The organism is Peribacillus butanolivorans (genome assembly GCF_001273755.1).
Lineage (GTDB): Bacteria > Bacillota > Bacilli > Bacillales > DSM-1321 > Peribacillus > Peribacillus butanolivorans.
Genome location: NZ_LGYA01000001.1, coordinates 4,417,155 through 4,437,549, shown reverse-complemented (window position 1 = coordinate 4,437,549; position 20,395 = coordinate 4,417,155). Strand labels below are relative to the sequence as shown.

Below are 20,395 nucleotides of genomic sequence, written 5' to 3'. Positions count from 1 at the left end.
ATTTTTGTTAATGAAAGGCAATTGTAATTTTGAATGGTGAATATTAATTCATAAAAGGGGATGCCTATTTAGTGAATAAGATGGTAATAAAAAGAAAAGTCAATTTCCTTAAACAACCGATTGCTAATTTCTTATTAAAGGAAAATCATCAACGTGTAAATAGATATGCAAAGTATTATGAGAAATTAAACGTGCAAAAAAACACAATTCTTTATGAGAGTCGTGATGGAAACAGTATAACTGACAGTCCCTACGCGATGTTTAAATATATGATAGAAAATCAAGACTTTAAAGATTTTATGCATATATGGTCTATTCAAGATTTTAGTGCTCTTTCAGGTGTCATATCGAAGTATAAAGATATGCCTAATGTTAAATTTGTGCAACGTAATTCAAAGGATTATTTAAAGTGTTTAGCAACAAGTGAGTATTTAATCAATAACTCAACATTCCAATCTTTCTTCATACCTAAAATCGACCAAATTTACATTAATACTTGGCATGGTACGCCCCTTAAGAATATGGGCTTTGACATACCAGGTAACCCCTCGGTCTCTCAAAACGTTGTAAGGAACTTTTTAAGTGCAGATTATATTTTGAGCCCTAATGCCCATACTACAGACATTTTTACACGAAGCTATAAGTTAAACGGATTGTATAAAGGGAAAATTGTAGAAGAAGGATATCCTAGGATAGATTTAACTCTTAATACGAATCCGAGGGAGTATAAGGACTATCTAAGAACTCTAGGTTTGAAAATCAACGATGGTAAAGAGAATATTTTATACGCACCAACTTGGAAGGGAACAAATCTTGCCAAAGTGGATAACGATATCCTTCAAATTATTGCAGATATAAATTATTTAGAAAGTCAAATCGGTGAACAATATAATTTATTGATTAAGGTGCACCCTTTTCTATATAAAGAAGCTAATAAGCATACAGAAATTAAAAATAGGTTAATCCCTGATTATGTGGATACAAATGAATTGCTTGCTACTGTTGATTTGCTTATTACTGATTATTCTAGTATCTTCTTTGATTTCCTTGTTACTAATAAGCCAATTCTATTTTACACTTGGGATACGGATGTTTATTCAGAGGAAAGAGGGCAATATCTTCAAAATGATGAACTTCCAGGCCCAATGCTTTTTAACTCGAAAGAATTAGCTCATGCAATTAAAGATATTAAAAATGTAAAATTGTTTTATTCCGAAAAATATAAAAACATGCAGCAAAAGTTCACGAACTACGAGGATGGGAATGTAACAGAGAGAATTGTCCTTAATCTATTTAATAAGTCTACGAAAGAACTAAACACAATTACCGGTCTAGATTCCTCAAAGGAAAAAATCCTGATTTATCCGGGCGGTATGAGAGATAACGGGATCACATCCTCCTTCATCAACTTGATGAACAATATTGATTATGAGAAATATGATGTCAGCTGTTTTACCGCGACGCCCCACTCCCGAGAAGCCTTGAAAAACTTGGACAAGGTAAATAAGAATGTGCGTTTTCTTTTTAAACCTGGATTGCCTGTGTATAAATTTTTGGAAGTGTATAAGGATAAATTCATCCATAACAGAGGGGAAAGAGGTTTCTTAGGGAAAAAGCTTTACCCAGAAAATGCCTATATTAGAGAACATGCACGTTTATTCGGTAAAACTAAATTTGATTTTGTTATTGATTTTAGTGGATATAGCCATTATTGGGCTAAATTCCTCCTAGCTGCAGACACAAAAAAGAAAGTTTGTTATATGCATAATGATTTGCTTTCTGATAGTGAGCGAGTGATTAATGGAAAGAGGCCTCATCGGATAAATCTAAGAGGACTATTTTCCGTATATAATCGATTTGATAAACTTGTAAGTGTATCTGAAGGGACAATGGAATTGAACCGAAAGAATCTAATGCAGTATGCAGACTATGATAAATTCGATTATGTAATGAATTCTATCAACCCTGAGAAAATTCTTCAAATCAATACCGAGAAAACTGAATTCGCTGGAGACGAAGATTCATCCATTACGACAGAGAATTTCAAGGCAAGAGCGGTATTAAGGGACGTCAGGAATCATCATGCCTGGAATACCCTTCCCGGGAATGCGAAAGCATTTCAATTTCCTTTGGAAGAACGATTTGAAAATGCTGAAATTATGATTTCTAGAAAAGCCAATGTTAATCATAATACATTTTACAAATTCAGCTTCAACAATCAAATAATCGGCTGGATTAACGAAGAGGCTGTAGAGTTTTTGCCAGACAGTATTATTTACGAAAAGGAACTTGATAAAATCGCAAGGCTAGTAAGACCAAGAGGAAACTTCATTTGGTCGATGCCATATAAGATTGAAGGTTCATACAAAGTTTCTGGCAGTCAAGATTTTGAAGGCATAATCGTGAAGGTCGATAAGGAAGTAAAAACCCAACATTCGATTTATAGTAGAATATCCGTGAATCGTACGGAAATCGGCTGGGTGGATAATTCAGCTTTATCCATGCTTGAACAGTGTACAATCAATGAAAACACGAGTTTTAAGGACAAGCTGCAAATCATTTTTAAAAGAAAGTATATGATATCCAGAAACTATAAAAGCAATAAAAAATTCATTGATAAGATTGATAATAGAACGTTGAAGGAAGTAAACACCAGTGAACAGAAGTATGGAAAAATAACTAAACCGGAAGACCATACAATTTGGTCAAAGGCTTATCCGAATTACAAGGCTAAAAGAGTAACTAAGGCAATCGATTTTGAAGGGCAAACCGTCAAAATCACAAAATACAACAGAACCAGAAAAGGCGGCTATTACCTTTTCGAAATAGATAATAAGAAAATTGGCTGGCTAAATACGGGCGCCTTTGAAATGATAGACGAGCCAATAGTGTTAAAAGAACGGGAAGTGCGCGGCACTGCAGAAATCCAGTTAGGAAATTATAATATTTGGGATAAACCGTATGGGTTACAAGATGCCATGATCGTGGAAGATGGGCCAACCTTTAATGGGTGCCTTGTTGAATTCGATAAAGAAGCAGTTACTCAACTTGGTACGTATACTCATATATTAAAGGACGGGATATCCCTAGGTTGGTTGGATAAACAGGCGTTAATCGTACAAGAAGTGCATGGGTTGGAAGTAAATAATCAATTCGTCCCATATCCTAATAAAAATGATTTTAATTTTGTCAATATGGGAAGATTATCTCCTGAAAAAGGTCAAGATAATTTGATTCGTGCATTCGCTAGCTTCCATGAGAAACACAAAAATAGCAAGCTGTATATCTTAGGCCAAGGTCCTTTAAAGGAAGATTTACAGGCCATCATTGACGAGCTGGATTTAAATCATTCTATTCATCTTTTGGGCCAACTTGAAAATCCATTTTCGTTCATGGAAAAATGTGACTGTTTCGTTCTTTCATCACATTATGAAGGTCAGCCTATGGTTTTATTAGAGGCAATGACGTTAGGAATGAAAATCATGGCTACTGATATAGTTGCGAACCGAACCGTTTTGGAAAACGGTAAATATGGTTTACTTGTTGAAAATAGCATAAATGGACTTGAAAAAGGTTTATCCACTGTGGTTAGTAATGATAATTCTAAACTAGAAAAGTTTGATTACCATCAATATAATGCATTAGCCATGGAAACCTTCAAGAAATGCCTATAAAAAAATTGGAGGCCCATTTCGCAAATTTGGTAAGAAAAAAGCCTCTCACAGTGTAAGGGTAAGTGAAGGTAGTTTCGAAAGGAGAAAAGTAATTTGATTTTGGTCGTTGGCGGTGCAGGTTATATTGGAAGTCATCTTGTAAAAGAGTTATATAGAAGAGGTTGTTATTCTAGATAATCTCTCTACCGGTTTTCGTTCGCTGGTGGATTCGAAGGCCATCTTGATAGAAGGGGATTTAGGGGATGAAGCGGTTTTAAATTATATATTCCTTAAATATCCAATTAAGGGTGTAATGCATTTTGCTGCTAATAGTTTAGTTGGTGAGTCTGTTCAAGACCCTTATAAATACTATGAAAATAATGTTGCTTCAACTATTACTTTATTAAATACTATGCTCAAGCATGATGTTAAGAACTTCATTTTTTCATCTACGGCAGCTACTTACGGGATACCAAATGTAGATATAATTGATGAAGAACAGCCAACTAATCCGATTAATCCATATGGTCGCTCGAAATTGATGGTAGAGCAAATCTTAGGTGACTTTGCCCATGCATATGGACTTCATTATGTTGTTTTGCGATACTTTAATGCGGCTGGAGCACATGAGTCGGCAGAAATCGGTGAAAGTCATGATCCAGAAACACATTTAATTCCTATTATTTTACAGCATTTATTAGGTCAACGGGAGAAGATTTCCGTGTTTGGTACAGACTATGACACACAAGATGGTACTTGTATTCGTGATTATATTCATGTAACGGATTTAGCTAAAGCACATATATTAGCTCTTCAAGCCCTATTGTCTGGGAAGAAGAATACGGCAATCTACAACCTTGGGAATGGAAAAGGATTTTCGGTTAAAGATGTAATAGACACATGTGAAAAAGTCACAGGGGTAAAACCGAATATAGAGTATGCAGATCGTCGGCCGGGAGATCCAGCTCGACTGGTTGCTTCAGCCAATAAGATATATGAAGATCTTGGGTGGAAAGCAGCAATAGATTTAGACGAGATTATTGAAAGTGCATGGAAATGGCATAAATCTCAAATGAATTAAAAGAATACACACCCAATAGAGCAGCAAGGTCTTACTAGTTCACTATACTGGAGTAAAGATTAAAAATTCGATTGTTTTATTTGAGAGAACGACTCTGTTTAAAAGTCGTTCTTTTTTTTATTTTTTTCAGGTGTCACTATCCTGCACGGTTAGTGGAGTTAGGCTTCTACCTTTCGCCCCGAATTTTCCATTTCCTTTTTAGATAAACGTTTTCATTTCAAAAATAAATTAAACCCCTATCATTTCAGTCTTTCTCTTAATATAGATTAACTGGTCGTAAAAGGGATATTAATAAGAATATAGAAGTACTAACTAATAGGATTATCATTCATTTGTTAGGAGACGTCATACATTGGTTTAGCAATAAACCGAATAAAGGAAGTCCAGCAGGTGTCGTCTTAGAATGAGGATGGACTAACAGATGAAGAGGAAGGTGAGCGTTTAAATGAATCAGCATATTTTAAAGAACCGTTCATTTCTCTTCATATGGATTGGTAATGTGATCTCTGAATTAGGCGCTGCCTTTGGAACCTTTTGTAATTCAATTCTTATCTATCAACTTACAGGTTCCACTATGGCTTTGGGAAGTATGTGGATATTATATTTTGTTCCATCCTTGCTTTTGCAATTATTTATTGGCCCTTTTATTGATAGATGGAGCCGTAAGTGGACGATGATACTTTCACAGTGGAGTAGAGGTGTAATTTTTCTTATCCCACTTATTTCATTAATAACGGGGAATCTTGAAGCGTGGCACATTTTCACAGTCCAAATCATAGTAGGTTTAATTACGCCCTTATATTCACCCGCTAATCAATCAATTTTGCCTACAATTGTTCCTGAAAACCAGCTAAGCGCTGCAAATGCTTATTTAGATGGAACGATTCGATTAATGACGTTCTTGGCACCAATTGGAGGGGGAGTCGTTGTAGAGTACTTAGGTGTTAAAACCACATTACCACTTGTTTGCTTATTGCTTATTACAAGTGGTTTTATACTGCTGTTCATCCAAGAATCAAGAGTCTCATTATCTATACGCAAATCATGGTTAAACCAATTTATTGAGGGTCTATCCTATTTTTTCAGACAGTCCCTCATCGTTTGGTTAGGAGTCTTTTTGGCGTTTGTTCAATTTGGAGTGGGAGTTACGATGGTTATCACTCTTCCCTATATCACTGGTGAGTTATCTGGTAGTTATGCAGAGTACGGATATTTTATGGCTAGTTTCCCTTTAGGGTATGTAATTGGTTCCATGCTTGTAAGTAAAATAAAACATAAGAGTCGCAGGGTTTTGATGTTAGGAGCATTAATTATCGGAGGTCTGACATATATCTCCTTAGGTATTAGCAATAGTATAGTTGTTGCATTCTTGACTGAAATTCTTGCTGGAATAGCTATGGCTATTTTTAGTATTCATAATAAAACTATTTTTCAACAAAGCGTACCTAATCATATAATGGGGAAAATATCCTCGGTTCGATTGTTTATTATTAGAGGGACGATGCTATTAGGGGTAATAACAGGTACATTTTTGAGTGATATCTGGGGGATACGTCCATTGTACTTTTTAATAGGAAGCATTATCTGCACTGTATCTTTATTAGGAATATTACTTCCTTTCTTTAAGTTCATTGATAACTCGAATAAAGGGGAACGTTCTGTTTCTTAAATTAGTGGGGAAATGTTAAATAAACATAAAAAACCAAGCTAAGACATTTCCATTAAGATGAAATCTTGTGTAAAGCCACACTACTTAAGGAAAGAAGAAAGGCTACTTACACTTTTTCAGTCTTAGCAAGGGCAAGTGGAATCTGATAAAAAGTTGCTGCTGGATTAGTCTCCCATGCTCATCCCTTTTAATGTCACAGCAGTTATGAACACAGTCACACATATGATTGAGGTAGATACTACAATGGCGATTGGTAAACTCATAAAAAATCCCTCCTTTAAAGTATTGTTACGTTGCTAAGATCAACCTTAGCTCCAATTAAAAAGTTGTAAGTAAGTTTATCCATTGACGCACCTTCAAAGTCGATTTTCTTTAAATCAGACGTTCGAAATTGAACATTCTTGAGTGTTGCGTCGCGAAATGATGCTTTCTTCAATGTTGAGCCCTCAAAAATGGTTTGGTTAAATGTTTCCCCATCAAAGATAAGACCAGCTAAATTACAGCTTTTAAAGTGGGTTTTGTTATAGTTACTATTTTTAAAAATGACTCCCTTTAAGTTTGAACTTTTAAATAGGGTACTCGTTAAATTGACGTTTTCAAAGATACAATTATTTAAGTTACTGCTTTTAAATGTGCTGTTCGTTAGGTCGGAATGGCTGAAATCAGAACGGGTTAAATCGCAGGAATTAAATTTTCCATCATGCACCGAAACCGAGCGGAAGTCGGAATCCAATAAGCGTTGCCTAGAATAGTCCATGTTTATCGCCTGTTCAAGCTCACTGTATTGGAGATTAAATGCTTCTAGGAGCTCTGACACTTCTCCAATTGAATCCACCGTTAATCTATAAGCCTCCTGCTCACTAGAACCTTTTTGTTTATAGTCATTATATTTCTCTATTAAGTTTTGCAGCAGTTCTTCTTCCAGTTCCTTTGCTGTTTTGGCATTTTGATACGGAGCAAAAATGCTGTGAACATGTGCATTTAGTTTTTCAATCACATTTTTTCTTCCTTTCTACAAGAGGCGTTCAAGTATTTGCTTGGCTTGCTCCCAGTTATTTTTGTTTTGCGTATATGTGTCTTCTCCGATTGGGGTGATTTTATAATATTTTCTTCTGCCACCTTGTGTAGCATCTCCCCAATAGGAGATGATGCATTCGTCTTTTTCAAGACGTTTTAAGCTGGAATACATCGTTGCTTCCTTTATTTCGTACTGCTCATTTGAACTCACATATATCAATTTACTAATTTCATAACCATATTTATCGCCACTTTGCAGGAGTTTTAAAATCATCGTATCAACATGTCCGCGTAGCAGGTCAGAGGATAGTTTTCGTTGAACCAAATCCTCACCTCCTTTGGTATACCTTATAACATATTACTATGACAGTCAAGGTAATGTTATTCATTAGGGGGAGCATAAGAATTTTAGGTCATTTAGTACGCAAGAAAAAAACCTTTTATATAAGAAAAATGACCCTGAAATTGATCCGGAATCATCTACTTATTAGCTATTGGTGTTTTTTTCTTAGCTTTGTGAGTTGAAAATTGTTTTTACTACACTTTGTCGAGAAAAACAGTTGGTGTAATAAGGGGTATTTGTAACTTTAATGCATACTTGGAAGGAATTTATTATGATCTATAGAAGTAGTGTTAAGGGATATCTAGGAGGGGAGAATTTGAATAATTCTTGGAATAAAGTGATATATAAGATTTGGTCTCCAATTTATGACAAAATCTTCAATTCAAATCTTTTTTTTAATGCCAGAAGAAGAGTATTTGATGAGATATCGTTTAATAGCAGAGACAAAGTTCTGTTTGTGGGCGTAGGAACGGGTGCTGACATAGAGTTAATCAAGCACTTTGACTTAGAGATAACAGCAATGGATCTTTCAACTGATATGCTTAAAAAAGCAATGGAGAAATATGAAAATACCTCTATCACGTTTTTAGAAATGGATGCACAAAATATGGAATTCAACAATGAATCGTTTGATTATATAGTTGGAAATTTGGTCCTTTCTGTAGTGCCTGATGCAAATAAATGTTTTCAAGAAATGATTAGGGTTTTAAAACAAGATGGGAAAATAATTATATTCGATAAGTTTATTTCTAAAAATAAACAGCTATCATTACCGAAGAAGCTTCTTAGACCTTTTATTAGAGTTTTAGGTACAGATATTGGCTTGCGGTTTGAAGACTTGTATCGTAGACATGGTAAAAATCTAAAAATCGTAGAAGATCAATCGATTATGATGAATGGAATGTATAGAAAGATAATAATTTGTAAATGAAGATGGCGTGCCTAACTAAGGAGTAGGAAACAATGAATAAGGGTCTTTATGAAGCACACCTACCAGTGAGTAATCTTGCTAATTCAATTGAGTTTTATAAAAAGTTAGAGAAATAGCCTATCAAATGATACATTAGCTTTCTTCTGGATTGAGAAAGGACACAGCTGGTTAGGATTATGGGAAACAGATAAAGTAGACACACCATATCACCCTTCTTTAAGGCATATTGCGTTAAGTATAGACATAAAAGATGTCGAGAATGCAAAGGATTGGCTTGAAGGAAAGGGAATACAAATAAAGATTGCGTTTGGATTTCCTCCTGAAAAGCAACCACTTATTCTTCCTATAACCCTCAAGCTCACGCTGCTATTTATTTTCAAGATCCTGAAGGTAATTCCCTTGAATGAATTACTCCCTTAAGATTGGACTTTGAGGAATACTTTGAAATGATGTCATTAGAAGATTGGGATACAAGATAGTTTGTCGGTGAAAAGATATAAATGGTGAACGATTGCAAGTATGCATTTGTGAGGGGAAGTACTAGTTGTTTGTTGGAATACCTATCTTATTTGTTTTGTTTATAGCTACGAATACAATTGAGAAGACGTTAAAACCGGTAGAAAAGCAAAATAAACTGGTTATAGAGCTTTTGGAAAAAATATGAGATAAATAGAAGAACGCGGAATAACATCACTAAATTGGTGGTTGTATGTTTCAGAAGTGGCTTGGAAGAAGTCAATACGAAACCCAAACGAGATACTTTCCAGCTGGGTACTTATTTACAGAACTAATTATATCAAGAAAAGGCAGCAACAAAGCACTTTGTTAATCAGCTTAACAACAAAGAATATTACTCCACCAGTGAATAAGGTTAATAAGAAAAACAAAATAAGCCTGTACCCATTTAATAATTCCAACTTCTTGGACTTATTAGCGAACATGTTTGTTTACTTTTCTTTTAGCCACTTTTTTATCATTGTGTATTCTCCAATTAAAATACCTACTAGAAAGAAAGTAACACCTGTAAAATGATCTGGGTTTTCAAATGAAATTTCACAAATTGTTATACCAATAAGAAATCCTAAAAGAATAACAATATATGATTTAGATCTAAATTTAAGATAATTCAACATAATAGGTCCATTTCTTATTTTTTATAGTCATTGTTTTATTAATAATACATTAAATTTAAATTTTTGTAATATATATATAAATCAGAAAATTGTCCGATATATAATTATAAACATGCAAAATGTTGATAATCTTGAAGAAGAGATTAGAAAGTTAATCACAGATCGCATTTTACAAATGCTTAATTCGGCTTGCCAAAAATCCAATTGCATCACAAGGAACTCTTAAAGAGTTAATAATGGAGTTGAAAATATATGAATTATAGTGAAGTTATTAACCCTGATAAATGGATTGGCGGTTTCTATGAACTATCAATTGAGTTTCACCCAGTTGGAGATAATAAAAGATTGAATGACGCTCTTGTTTCATTGCAGAAAAGCAAATTTTTCAACGGGATTTGGAAAGAACGGCAGGACTTTCAAACGCATTCAATTTCTTTACCAATAAAAATAGAAGATGACAGTGTGAATCATTTTTATGGAACACTATTTATATCTGATGGAAATACTTTGCCCTGTGCAATCACTATCATCAGAATCGATGGCGAATCTGATTGGTTAGATATATCAATACCACAAGCAATATTCGAGCAGATATATCCTTATAAATATCCGCTTACAAAAGAACTTAACCCCTGGTTAAATAAAGTTGATGAGATATTTATAAAAATAGCAGAAAACATATATAATCAATCATCTTTTGTCTTAGCAATGATAGGGGAAGAAATTTCAGGTGATACAAACCAAGAAAACATTACCGCTGAATACTTAGAAAAAACAACTTGTATTCTACCCATTCATTTACAGAACCGTCTTGAAGTTCAAGAAAAAGGGGAAGAGCTGTCAAATCGACTTAGGTTGTTCTAAGTTGTCTAGCTAACTCTGATTCTAATCAAAAATAACTTCAGGTGAATAAATTTTTTGGAATTCAGTACAATTAGTTGGAAGGATTTAATTGAAAAGAGGGGATATTTTGTCTGAAACGATTTATAACTATGAAGATTTATTAGAAATGCTGGACTCGTTATTGCGTGAACCAACTAAATTCTGGAATGATTTTTATGAAGATCGTGAAAAGGAGATTCCCTTTTTTGAAAACCTACCAGACGAGAATTTAGTTAATTATTTTGACAGAGAGTTACTTGGTTCAGGGGAGGTTCTTGAACTTGGATGTGGTCCTGGAAGGAATGCCATTTATTTTGCTCAAAAGGGCTGCTCAGTTGATGCTGTTGACGTTTCAAAAGAAGCTCTTGAATGGGGAAAAGAGTGGGCAACAGAAAAGAAAGTGAACATCAATTTTATTCAAAAAAACATTTTTGACTTAGAAATTGAAGAAGGAAAATATGACACCGTCTATGATTCAGGTTGCTTTCATCATATTGCTCCACATAGAAGAATGAATTATATAGAAATGGTGAAAAAGGCGTTAAAGCCTAAGGGTTTCTATGCGATTACTTGTTTTGTTCAAGGAGGAATATTAGGTGGTGCAGATATTTCAGATTGGGAAGTATATAGATTAGGAAGTCTTAGAGGCGGGTTAGGTTTTACTGAGGAAAAACTAAGAACGATTTTCAAGGATTTTGAAGAGATAGAAATACGTAAAATGAAGGAATTTAAGCGGTCTAATGAAGTCTTTGGGGTATCTGGTTTATGGACTGCTTTATTTAGGAAAAAGTAATTTTTGTGAACTAGACCCTGCAATTCAAGGAAGCATAGGGCGATGGCATTCAGATAATAATGAAGATCTCTGATGAGATTTTGTAGATAGTGTGGATGAACTTTATGATGAAAATAGTAAATTGAACTTTAAGGATCTGAGTGTAGATCCTTTTTTCTTTGTGAAGAATTCAATTTTTATAGAGGTTCCTTAAGGTATCTTGAATATATTGGATGGCGAAAAAATTGTCGGTAAAAAACATAAATGTTAAACTATAACAACAATGAGGTTGTGGATATTGTTGGGAATATAATGAGGACCTACTTCTATTGAAGTATACGAGGTAAATAGAAGCGAGTACTAGACTGCTATTTTTATAAAAAATTAAATAGGTGGAGAAATTTATGCATAGAAACCAAAAATTACATTCATTTCTATTAGACAAAGCAGCACAATTGACAGAGGAATGGTACGAAACATTAAATAAAAATGATGAGATAGGCGTTTATAGCTCAGCTAATCCCGAAGTAATTAAAAAACTAAAGCTACAAAATAACGATTTTCACTTGCATTTTTTTCAGGTGTTTATAAAAGAGGAATCAGAATTCTTTAGGCATTTTGATGAGTGGATTGAAGAAATCGCACAGGATGGGCAGCATTTAGAAACACCCATCTATTTTATATTAAGAGAATTTTTTCGAACGCAGGAGCAATATCTAGATTTTATTGAGCAATTTGTATCATTAAATGAAGGTCAATACTCGCAAAAGGAAATAAATTCATGGTATCGGATTGTTATCAAAGTGTTCAGTGAAGTTCTAGAGAGGTTTACTGAAGCTAACAATAGATATTCTAATGAAATAATGAAAGCTCAACAGGATACGATTAATGAATTAGGCTCTCCTGTCATATCACTAAACGATAACACCGCGTTACTTCCCCTTATTGGTGATATTGACACAATGAGAGGGATGTTCTTGCTTGAAAACACGTTACAAAAATGTGCAGAAAAAAATGTTACTAGGCTTTTTATAGACTTATCAGGTGTTCATGCAATCGACAGTGTATCTGCTCAACAACTGTCAAAATTGATTGAATCCTTGCATCTAATTGGGGTTGATACAACTCTTTCGGGACTTCGTCCAGACATAGCTATTACTGCTGTGCAACATCAACTGCCTTTTGATAAAGTAACGATAAAATCCACTCTGGCCCAAGCGATTAATACAAATGAATAAACTATCTACAGGCTGGGACACAAGGCCATAAAGCTAAAAATGGTTTAACTGGGGGAATTCTTACGTGAATGGTAAGGAAGTATTAAGGAGATTTGGTTTTCATGTAGAAGAGAAAAATAGATTGGACGGTGGACCATTGGATAAACAAGTAACATATGATAATGAAGCAGAAATAGGCTATATTTACTTGGCTGAACCATATAAGTACAAAATTTCAAATACGGATGAGCTCCCAAAAAATAATGATATAATGTTAGATTTTGGTAACGACCTTCCGATCATCGGAATTGAATTAGCAGGAGATACTGTGATAAAAGTCCAGATCATGAGCTTTTTTACTCTTTCAGATTGAATGATAAATCAGTAAAACAGTCAGTTACTCATCCAGATACTGCGAAAATAGTGTTTCTCTTTTCGGATGCTGACTGTTTAGATTTTATAGGGATTGATATATATGACACGAAGTCATACGATGAGTCATTCTTAATTGGCCGATAAGCCCAATCTTTTTTAGGTCATCTCGTCCAGCGAAAGCCGGAACCGATGAGAGGGTATCCTGCTCCTTGATTAGGGACCTAGGTTATTCAATATTTGCAAACACGGCTAGATCTTCTTTATTACCAACCACTAAAAGCATATCTTTTTCAAGGATATTCTGATCAGGTGACGGAGCTATGATAATTTCTCCATTACTCACGATGGCAATTACACTGATATTATATTTCGCACGTAAATCAAGCTCTCTGAGACTTTTTCCTGTCATGCTTATGGGTATAATGATTTCCTCGATATTGTATTCTTTTGAGAGTTCTATATAGTTCAGCATGTTGGGTGATAGGAGTTGATTAGCGACCCGTTCACCCATATCTCTTTCAGGGTAGATAACCCAGTCAGCACCAACTTTAGCGAGCACTTGACCGTGATGTTTATTTAGAGCTTTTGCTATTACCTTTTTCACTCCTAGTTCCTTTAAAAGCAATGTAGTTAAAATGCTTGACTGCATATCATTTCCGATGGCTACGATGACACAATCAAAATTACGGATACCAATGGATTTTAGTGCCTCTTCTTCGGTAGTATCAGCCATAACTGCATGAGTTACACTTAATTCTGCATTCTCGACTCTTTCCTCGCTTACATCAATACCCAAGACTTCTTGTCCGGCTGTATATAATCTATGAGCTACACTCGTTCCGAATCTTCCTAAACCGATAACGGCATATTGTCGTTTTCCCATCTTTAACACTCCCTCATTAATGATTAACCAATCATGATTTTGCCTTTTGGACGGCGGAATGGATCTGGTTTACGTCTCATTGCGATAGCAAAAGCAAAAGTCAAAGGTCCAACCCGGCCCGCAAACATTGTGAAAATTATGAGCATCCGACCAATGGGGGATAATTCAGGGGTTAATCCCATTGAGAGACCCACGGTAGCAAATGCTGAAGTGGCTTCAAATAAAACCGTCAAGAAATCACTTCCGGTTTCTGTAATAGTCAGCAGAATGGTGATGGTTGAAACGATAAATAACCCTATGAAAGTAACGGATAATGCTTTAAATATCGTTTCATTCACAATGCGGTACCGAAACAATACCACATCTTCTTTTCCTTTAATCTGTGACCAAACCGTTCCAATCAGCGTGGCTAATGTGGTGGTTTTAATCCCGCCGCCAGTCGATCCCGGTGAAGCCCCAACAAACATCAAGAAAATGATAAGCAGCAATGTGGGTTGTGTTAAATCAGGGATATTCAATGTATTAGAACCTGCTGTCCTCGGAGTAACGGATTGAAACAAAGAAGCCAACGTTTTCCCCATGAAAGATAAAGGCTGCAATGTTTTGGCATTTCCAAATTCAAATATAAAGATTAAAATGGCCCCTCCAATTGTAAGGATTAAGCTAGCCATCAGTACAACCTTCGTATGTACAGACAAACGATATGTAACACGGTATTCGTAAATTTCATTCATCACGATAAATCCTATTCCGCCTAATGTGATCAGGGAAGCGACTGTAAGGGTTACGAAAGGATCTGATACATAAGGAGTCAAACTCCTGAATTCTCCCATTAAATCAAAGCCGGCATTATTGAAGTTCGATATGGAATGAAAAACCCCGTAATAGATTGCTTTGCCGATTGGCATGTCAAAAGAAAAGCGAATCGATAAGATAAGGGCACCCATGCCTTCAATGATGGCCGTGAAAATTAAAAGCCGTTTTACTAACTTGACTACACCTGCCATGGATAGATTATTTAAGGACTCCTGCAAGAGTAACCTGCCTTTTAAAGAAATCCTTTTGCCTAATAGGAAAAAGAAAAACGTCGCAAATGACATAAACCCCAACCCGCCTATTTGAATGAGTGATAAAATGACTAGCTCTCCAAATTTAGTAAAAGTGGTTCCCGTATCCACTACGACAAGTCCTGTTACACATGTAGCAGAGGTTGAGGTAAATAAAGCATTTAGAAAAGAAAGACCATTCCCATTTTCAGTGGAAATCGGCAGGGTTAATAAATAGGCTCCAACAAGTATCAGGAAGGCAAAGCCAAGTACAAGAATTTTTGGCGGATCTAACAAATCTTTTGCTTTTATCAAAATGATCATCCTTACCTGTAAATTAGTAAGCTACAATAATAACAAAACGAAATATACCTCTCTGATGTTTCCATCAGGAAATCGTTATCCAGTGGTAGGGTTAGTATTTCGCTTGTATTTCATTCTATTCGTACAACCAATGGACCAAGTTACTTTTCCTGTACATGAAGCCATTTGGCACAAGCCTCTTTATGTGTGATAAAGGTATTTATTATCCTTAATCCCTAATTGAGTCGAGCTTAGGAAATTCTCTTTGGAAAATCCCTTTTTAATGCATAATAAAAAGACCTACGTAAACATCTGGCTGCTATTTTGCCACAAAAAAGCTAACAAAATAGCCCCTGAAATCGGCGGTCTTATGACCTCCTTCGCTTTAGCCGACGAAGTTAGCTGACGGGTAGGAAAAGAGCTGATCTCATCCCTTCTGCATGGCAGAATTAACCCCAAATGATTGGGTCCTCCGTACTCAATTTCCTTGAGTTTAGGCCGAAATGTATTAAATTGATAAACGTATTCTACTCCCATCATTTACTAGTTGTAAACCCCTAAATTGTAAAAAAATATTGCTAGAACAAAACAGAAAATTTACGTTTTATTTACATATTAAAAACTTATTGACAAAAATTAGTTGGGACATTATGATAGGTTCGATAAATTTGAAAAATGACACCAGTAATTTTATACATCATTTCTTGAAGCGTATGTCATTGCGAATCTATGTTTCTAATATATATATGGTATTTCCTTTTGGAATTAGATACAGAAAAGCTCAAATTTCATTGCATTCGAATTTTGAAATTTTAATACATTATATAAAAAAGGCGGGCAAGTATGGAGAAGACGTTTAATAGATATGTTGTTAACGCTACAGGTAAAGGTGGACAGACGTATTTAACTCAATGCCAGGATAAAGATGCACTAAGGAAATGGATAGCCGATCATGAGGATCAAATAATAATGAATGAGTTAAGGATAACAGATAAGAAAAAGAATCCATTGATAAATTTTTTTTTCAAAGGTAATATCATCTGAATCCAGAGGTCCTTATTAACTGGATCATGCGAATAAATAATTGAACATTAAAAGATAGTAGAGGGTCAAGTATATTGAATAATTAATTCACTCATCATTTCCTTTTGCAGCATTTCAACTATGTAATTCCTGAGTTAATCACGCAACCTGAAGCTTAAACATCCATAATGCGTTTTTATTTTCAAACTCATTTTATATTGAATGAGTTTTTTTTGCGTGTATATTGTTGGGATGGAAATACTCCAAAAAGCTTAAAAGAGTTGGATGTAATAGAAAGTGTTTTCGAAAATGGCTCTAAAAGAAACGAGTGAAAAATCCTGGAAGACTGAAAACCGATGAGGAAAAAGTTATGCCTTATATCATATGGATCAAAGGATATTTCTGCATTCGTTCGGATAGTTGGTTTATGCAAACTTACCATGAAAATGTAATGCAATATATGAGGAAGTTAGAGTATATGTCAGTATTATTCAAAGAGTTCATTGTGGAGTACCCGGTACGCCCCTAGAACCATTTTATTTATAGCATCATAAAAGGACACTTTTACAAACTTTAAATAAATTGCTACTAACATTTTGAATAGATCATTAGGTCCTATGTAAAGAAGATGTTTAGACATTCTTAGTCTAAACATCTTCTTTTAATCTTTTCATTTTTCACATCCATAGAGGATAAGAAGGTTTAATCGTATTCGGGGGAAACCTCGCCCTGGATTATTCTCTAAGACATGGGGGGGAACCTCCATGACACATGTGGTAATACTGGGGCGACAATACTTTTACTTAATATCCATTTTTTAGATAGTTTGTTGTTTGGAAGTTATTGACTTTTTGTTCGTTTACTCCAATAATAGTCTTAAATACATCTATATTCAATGTCCTAAATGGTAATAAACTTAGGACTCTATGAAATTTTTTAGGAAACATGAGAAGTCCCTATGTAAACAGCTGATTTTACCTTTTTTTCTGTTTTATTTTGGCAAATCATTTACTTCATATGCTACTTGTATTCCAGATTCAATCGCCCCTTGCATCCAACCGTGGGTAAGTGTAGTATGTTCACCGGCAAAGTGCACTCTTCCTTCAGGTATAGAGATATAAGGATAAAGCTCGGTTTCCTGACCCGGTTCAAAGGCAGTGAAAGCTCCGCAAGAATATTCATTATCTACCCAACTAAAGGAAGTTCCTGAAACAAACTCAGAATAGACTTGGTTACCGTAAATTTCAGCTAAGTTCTTTAAAGCATATTGAATGCGATCTTTCTTTGATAAACCGTTCCATGTTAAAGCTTCATCCGCCCATGTATAACTTGCCAAAACCACAGCAGGTCCTTTTGTACCAATCCCCTGACTTGGGTAATAAGTGAATCGAATCGGAAGGTCAGTTATGGATTTACCACCATATTGATGATGCCTTTCCCAAAATCTGCTTTTAAACTCGATTCCGATTTTGGTAGCTTCCATATAGTTGAGCTCACGAATCGCTCTCCGTTTATAATAGGAAAAAGAATGGTATGGTTCAACTTCCACAAATCGTAACAGTGAAAAGGGGATAGTTATGATGGCAAGATCACCAGTTATAGTGGAATGCTCTAAGGTGTGCTGATGAGTGGAATGGATGGTTACACGGTTGTTATGTTGAACAATTTTAGTCATCCTTTGATAGAACATAATGACATCTTTTAATTGCGGCAGAAATGCCCTTGGAAGCAGATCCATACCACCGGTTATCTCATAGAAACGATTTGCTCCGAAGGACGCCGCTTCTCGTAAAACTTCAACAAATGACATCCCCATATATGCTTCGTAGTCAAGGAGTAAACCTATCATATCGACCGCGCCATCTGAAAAAGTCGTAGCATATTGATAATGGTAAGTGTTTAAGAAAGTACCTAGTGAGTAGTTTTTAAATTCTTTTTCTACGAGATCCCAATTTCTCTTTGGATCTTGTTTAATAAAATCGAGAATTGGCTGTGTAGCTAAATTCACCAGCATCTCTGCGCTTTTACCTCTTTCATTCGGGGCAACGGGAAAGTTGAGAATACCAGGAGACCGTTCAAAGATGTTAAGACGTGTTTTAATACCATTGAGATAAAGAATATCCATTGGAGTTCGGTTAATAAACTGGTTTACGGTTAGTCCAAATTTTTTAATATACTCTAATGTCAAAAAATGACCTTCAGGAATACGCATTGGACCTAGGTTTAAATAAAGCCCATTGCTAAAGGGAGAGTGTATTGTATAGGTGCGTCCGCCCACCCTGTTGTTTGCTTCAAGGATGGTGACGTTGTGCCCTGCCTCCTTCAATAGAGAAGATGCAACCAGTCCTGCTAGTCCTGCGCCCACAATAGTAATATTCTTGGGAACTTGCGACTTTTTAAGACCATTTTTAATAATGCTAATCATTTGTTGAGTCGTTAACTGATTATTAGGCATATCTTCGCCCCTAGTGAAAAAGATTTATTACATTGTATTCACTAGCAGAGATGCATATGTATTCAAGAGTTAATCAGATGATATTTATAGATAATAATCAGGATAAAAAACGGGTATTATCTAAATAAAAAACAAAGAAGCAGAATCAATTAGTACATTGGTAGTTTTATAAATCTGTTATGTCAGCTGCCTTTTCATTTTCTTTTACTTTAAGGTAATGGAGAATGATATCTTCCAGGGTCAAGCATTTCGGATGCAAGGCTCTGTATGTTTTCTGCAGGGATACTAGAACTCTCTTCAGTACTTTTCAATAAGGATGTGGGGTATTGGTTTTTGCTTTATTTATTTGTATGAAAACAAAAGGGGGATTATCAAGTGAAGGGATTTGAATTTTTCAGAATGCCACAGACTATTATATATGGCCGGCAATCTTTTGAGAAAGTGGGAGCGGAAGCGGCATTATGTGGGAAGAAAGCACTCATTATAAGTGATAAGGTAATGAGCCGACTCGGTTGCGTCAATCAATGTTGTCAGTATCTTCATGACAACGGAGTAGCAAGTGCAGTTTATCTTGGAGTTGATTCAGAACCAACAGACCAATATGTGGAAGAATCATTAGAACTTTTTGAAAAGGAGTCATGTGATCTAATCATTTCCCTTGGTGGAGGAAGCTGTATTGATACTGGGAAAGCAATTGCTGTCCTTGCCACGAATGGTGGATATATTGGAGAATATATGGGTGGAAGAAAAATAGCGGACAAAGCGGCAATACCGCACATTGCTATTCCAACAACTGCTGGAACGGGTTCAGAAGCGACGGATGCTACTGTTATTACTAACACCGATGATGATGTGAAGATGATGATTAAACAGCCGAATTTTATGCCTTTAGTCGCCATTGTCGATCCGTTGCTGACAGTTTCTTCTCCACCACATATAACAGCTGCGACGGGTGTGGATGCATTAAGTCATGCGGTTGAGGCCTATTTATCAAAACGGTCTCACCCAATGACAGACACAATGGCTCTGTCCGCGATGAGATTGATTGTGGAGAATATTGAAAACGCTTACGATGATGGGGATAACATAGATGCCCGTGAAAAGATGTCATTAGGAGCCCTTCAAGCAGGGATAGCATTCTCGAATTCTTCCGTTTGTTTGGTTCATGGAATGTCGAGACCAATTGGAGCTTTGTTCCATGTACCTCATGGATACTCGAATGCCATGCTATTGCCAGCGGTATTGGAATTCAGCAAGGAAGCCTGTATGGAGCGGTTGGCGGATTTGGGGAGAATTTTTAAAACTGAATATAAAAACCTTTCTATAGAAAGGGCAGCTTTGGTTGCGGTAGAATCTGTTAAGGCACTTTGCCAAAAGCTGAACATTCCTAATCTCGAAGGATGGGGAATAGAAGAGGAGAAATTTAATCTCTCAGTCAGTAAAATGGCAAGAGACGCCATAGATAGCGGGAGCCCTGCTAATAACCCGAGGGTCCCAACTAAACAAGAATTAGAAGAGTTGTATCATACTTGTTATCATTATAAGTTTGCTACTGAAGATAAAGTACAGGGGTGAATATGTGGAGACTTCAATTTTAAAATACCTCATAACT

At 35.6% G+C, this 20,395-nt stretch carries 14 protein-coding genes, 1 pseudogene and 1 riboswitch; of the genes and pseudogenes, 10 read left to right on the top strand and 5 right to left on the bottom strand.

Annotated features, from left to right (window positions below):
• The first annotated feature begins 80 nt into the window (after positions 1-80).
• From AKG34_RS20410 to AKG34_RS20400, 3 genes and pseudogenes are all read left to right on the top strand, one after another.
• Positions 81-3,674, top strand: a complete 3,594-nt coding sequence (locus tag AKG34_RS20410; protein WP_236695026.1) for a CDP-glycerol glycerophosphotransferase family protein — start codon at positions 81-83, stop codon at positions 3,672-3,674.
• Between the two features lie 93 nt (positions 3,675-3,767).
• A pseudogene (gene galE / locus AKG34_RS20405) lies at positions 3,768-4,734 on the top strand (UDP-glucose 4-epimerase GalE).
• A gap of 445 nt (positions 4,735-5,179) precedes the next feature.
• Positions 5,180-6,403, top strand: a complete 1,224-nt coding sequence (locus AKG34_RS20400; protein ID WP_053347798.1) for an MFS transporter — start codon at positions 5,180-5,182, stop codon at positions 6,401-6,403.
• Positions 6,404-6,680: 277 nt separating this feature from the next.
• Here AKG34_RS20400 and AKG34_RS20395 read toward each other — a convergent pair whose 3' ends face one another.
• Positions 6,681-7,400, bottom strand: coding sequence for a pentapeptide repeat-containing protein (locus AKG34_RS20395; protein WP_053347797.1), 720 nt, complete (start codon positions 7,398-7,400; stop codon positions 6,681-6,683).
• Between the two features lie 15 nt (positions 7,401-7,415).
• Entirely contained in the window at positions 7,416-7,745 is a 330-nt protein-coding gene (locus tag AKG34_RS20390) for a PadR family transcriptional regulator (protein ID WP_053347796.1), read from the bottom strand.
• A gap of 334 nt (positions 7,746-8,079) precedes the next feature.
• Here AKG34_RS20390 and AKG34_RS20385 point away from each other — a divergent pair, with 334 nt between their 5' ends.
• From AKG34_RS20385 to AKG34_RS20355, 5 genes are all read left to right on the top strand, one after another.
• Positions 8,080-8,694 carry a class I SAM-dependent methyltransferase gene (locus AKG34_RS20385; protein ID WP_053348180.1) on the top strand — a complete coding sequence of 205 codons (615 nt, stop codon included), beginning with the start codon at positions 8,080-8,082 and terminating at the stop codon, positions 8,692-8,694.
• 1,385 nt (positions 8,695-10,079) lie between these two features.
• Positions 10,080-10,691 carry a hypothetical protein gene (locus tag AKG34_RS20370; RefSeq protein ID WP_053347794.1) on the top strand — a complete coding sequence of 204 codons (612 nt, stop codon included), beginning with the start codon at positions 10,080-10,082 and terminating at the stop codon, positions 10,689-10,691.
• A 106-nt stretch (positions 10,692-10,797) separates the two neighbouring features.
• On the top strand, positions 10,798-11,502 hold the full coding sequence (locus tag AKG34_RS20365) for a class I SAM-dependent methyltransferase (protein ID WP_053347793.1): 705 nt from the start codon (positions 10,798-10,800) through the stop codon (positions 11,500-11,502).
• 383 nt (positions 11,503-11,885) lie between these two features.
• A complete protein-coding gene (locus AKG34_RS20360) occupies positions 11,886-12,719 on the top strand; it encodes an STAS domain-containing protein (protein ID WP_053347792.1) in 834 nt (277 codons plus the stop codon).
• Between the two features lie 64 nt (positions 12,720-12,783).
• The gene (locus tag AKG34_RS20355; protein WP_053347791.1) at positions 12,784-13,071 is read left to right on the top strand and encodes a DUF2283 domain-containing protein; all 288 of its coding nucleotides are present in this window, start codon (positions 12,784-12,786) and stop codon (positions 13,069-13,071) included.
• 228 nt (positions 13,072-13,299) lie between these two features.
• Here AKG34_RS20355 and AKG34_RS20350 read toward each other — a convergent pair whose 3' ends face one another.
• Entirely contained in the window at positions 13,300-13,956 is a 657-nt protein-coding gene (locus tag AKG34_RS20350; RefSeq protein ID WP_053347790.1) for a potassium channel family protein, read from the bottom strand.
• Between the two features lie 23 nt (positions 13,957-13,979).
• Positions 13,980-15,326, bottom strand: coding sequence for a TrkH family potassium uptake protein (locus AKG34_RS20345; RefSeq protein ID WP_180320469.1), 1,347 nt, complete (start codon positions 15,324-15,326; stop codon positions 13,980-13,982).
• Positions 15,327-15,677: 351 nt separating this feature from the next.
• A riboswitch (cyclic di-AMP (ydaO/yuaA leader) is annotated at positions 15,678-15,815 on the bottom strand.
• A 333-nt stretch (positions 15,816-16,148) separates the two neighbouring features.
• Between AKG34_RS20345 and AKG34_RS20335 the strand changes: the two genes are divergently transcribed.
• The gene (locus AKG34_RS20335; RefSeq protein WP_053347787.1) at positions 16,149-16,349 is read left to right on the top strand and encodes a hypothetical protein; all 201 of its coding nucleotides are present in this window, start codon (positions 16,149-16,151) and stop codon (positions 16,347-16,349) included.
• Positions 16,350-17,319: 970 nt separating this feature from the next.
• On the opposite strand, the gene AKG34_RS20330 is transcribed toward AKG34_RS20335, so the two are convergent.
• A complete protein-coding gene (locus AKG34_RS20330) occupies positions 17,320-18,783 on the bottom strand; it encodes a flavin monoamine oxidase family protein (RefSeq protein ID WP_053347786.1) in 1,464 nt (487 codons plus the stop codon).
• A gap of 399 nt (positions 18,784-19,182) precedes the next feature.
• Here AKG34_RS20330 and AKG34_RS20325 point away from each other — a divergent pair, with 399 nt between their 5' ends.
• Complete coding sequence (locus tag AKG34_RS20325) at positions 19,183-20,358, top strand: iron-containing alcohol dehydrogenase (protein WP_053348179.1); 1,176 nt, start codon at positions 19,183-19,185, stop codon at positions 20,356-20,358.
• The last annotated feature ends 37 nt before the right edge of the window (positions 20,359-20,395 follow it).

Excerpts from the sequence above, each read along its gene's own strand:
- AKG34_RS20335 (WP_053347787.1), top strand. The coding sequence starts at position 16,149 with ATGGAGAAGACGTTTAATAGATATGTTGTTAACGCTACAGGTAAAGGT.
- AKG34_RS20345 (WP_180320469.1), bottom strand. The coding sequence starts at position 15,326 with ATGATCATTTTGATAAAAGCAAAAGATTTGTTAGATCCGCCAAAAATT.
- AKG34_RS20360 (WP_053347792.1), top strand. The coding sequence starts at position 11,886 with ATGCATAGAAACCAAAAATTACATTCATTTCTATTAGACAAAGCAGCA.
- AKG34_RS20325 (WP_053348179.1), top strand. The coding sequence starts at position 19,183 with ATGCCACAGACTATTATATATGGCCGGCAATCTTTTGAGAAAGTGGGA.
- AKG34_RS20350 (WP_053347790.1), bottom strand. The coding sequence starts at position 13,956 with ATGGGAAAACGACAATATGCCGTTATCGGTTTAGGAAGATTCGGAACG.
- AKG34_RS20330 (WP_053347786.1), bottom strand. The coding sequence starts at position 18,783 with ATGCCTAATAATCAGTTAACGACTCAACAAATGATTAGCATTATTAAA.
- AKG34_RS20370 (WP_053347794.1), top strand. The coding sequence starts at position 10,080 with ATGAATTATAGTGAAGTTATTAACCCTGATAAATGGATTGGCGGTTTC.
- AKG34_RS20410 (WP_236695026.1), top strand. The coding sequence starts at position 81 with ATGGTAATAAAAAGAAAAGTCAATTTCCTTAAACAACCGATTGCTAAT.
- AKG34_RS20400 (WP_053347798.1), top strand. The coding sequence starts at position 5,180 with ATGAATCAGCATATTTTAAAGAACCGTTCATTTCTCTTCATATGGATT.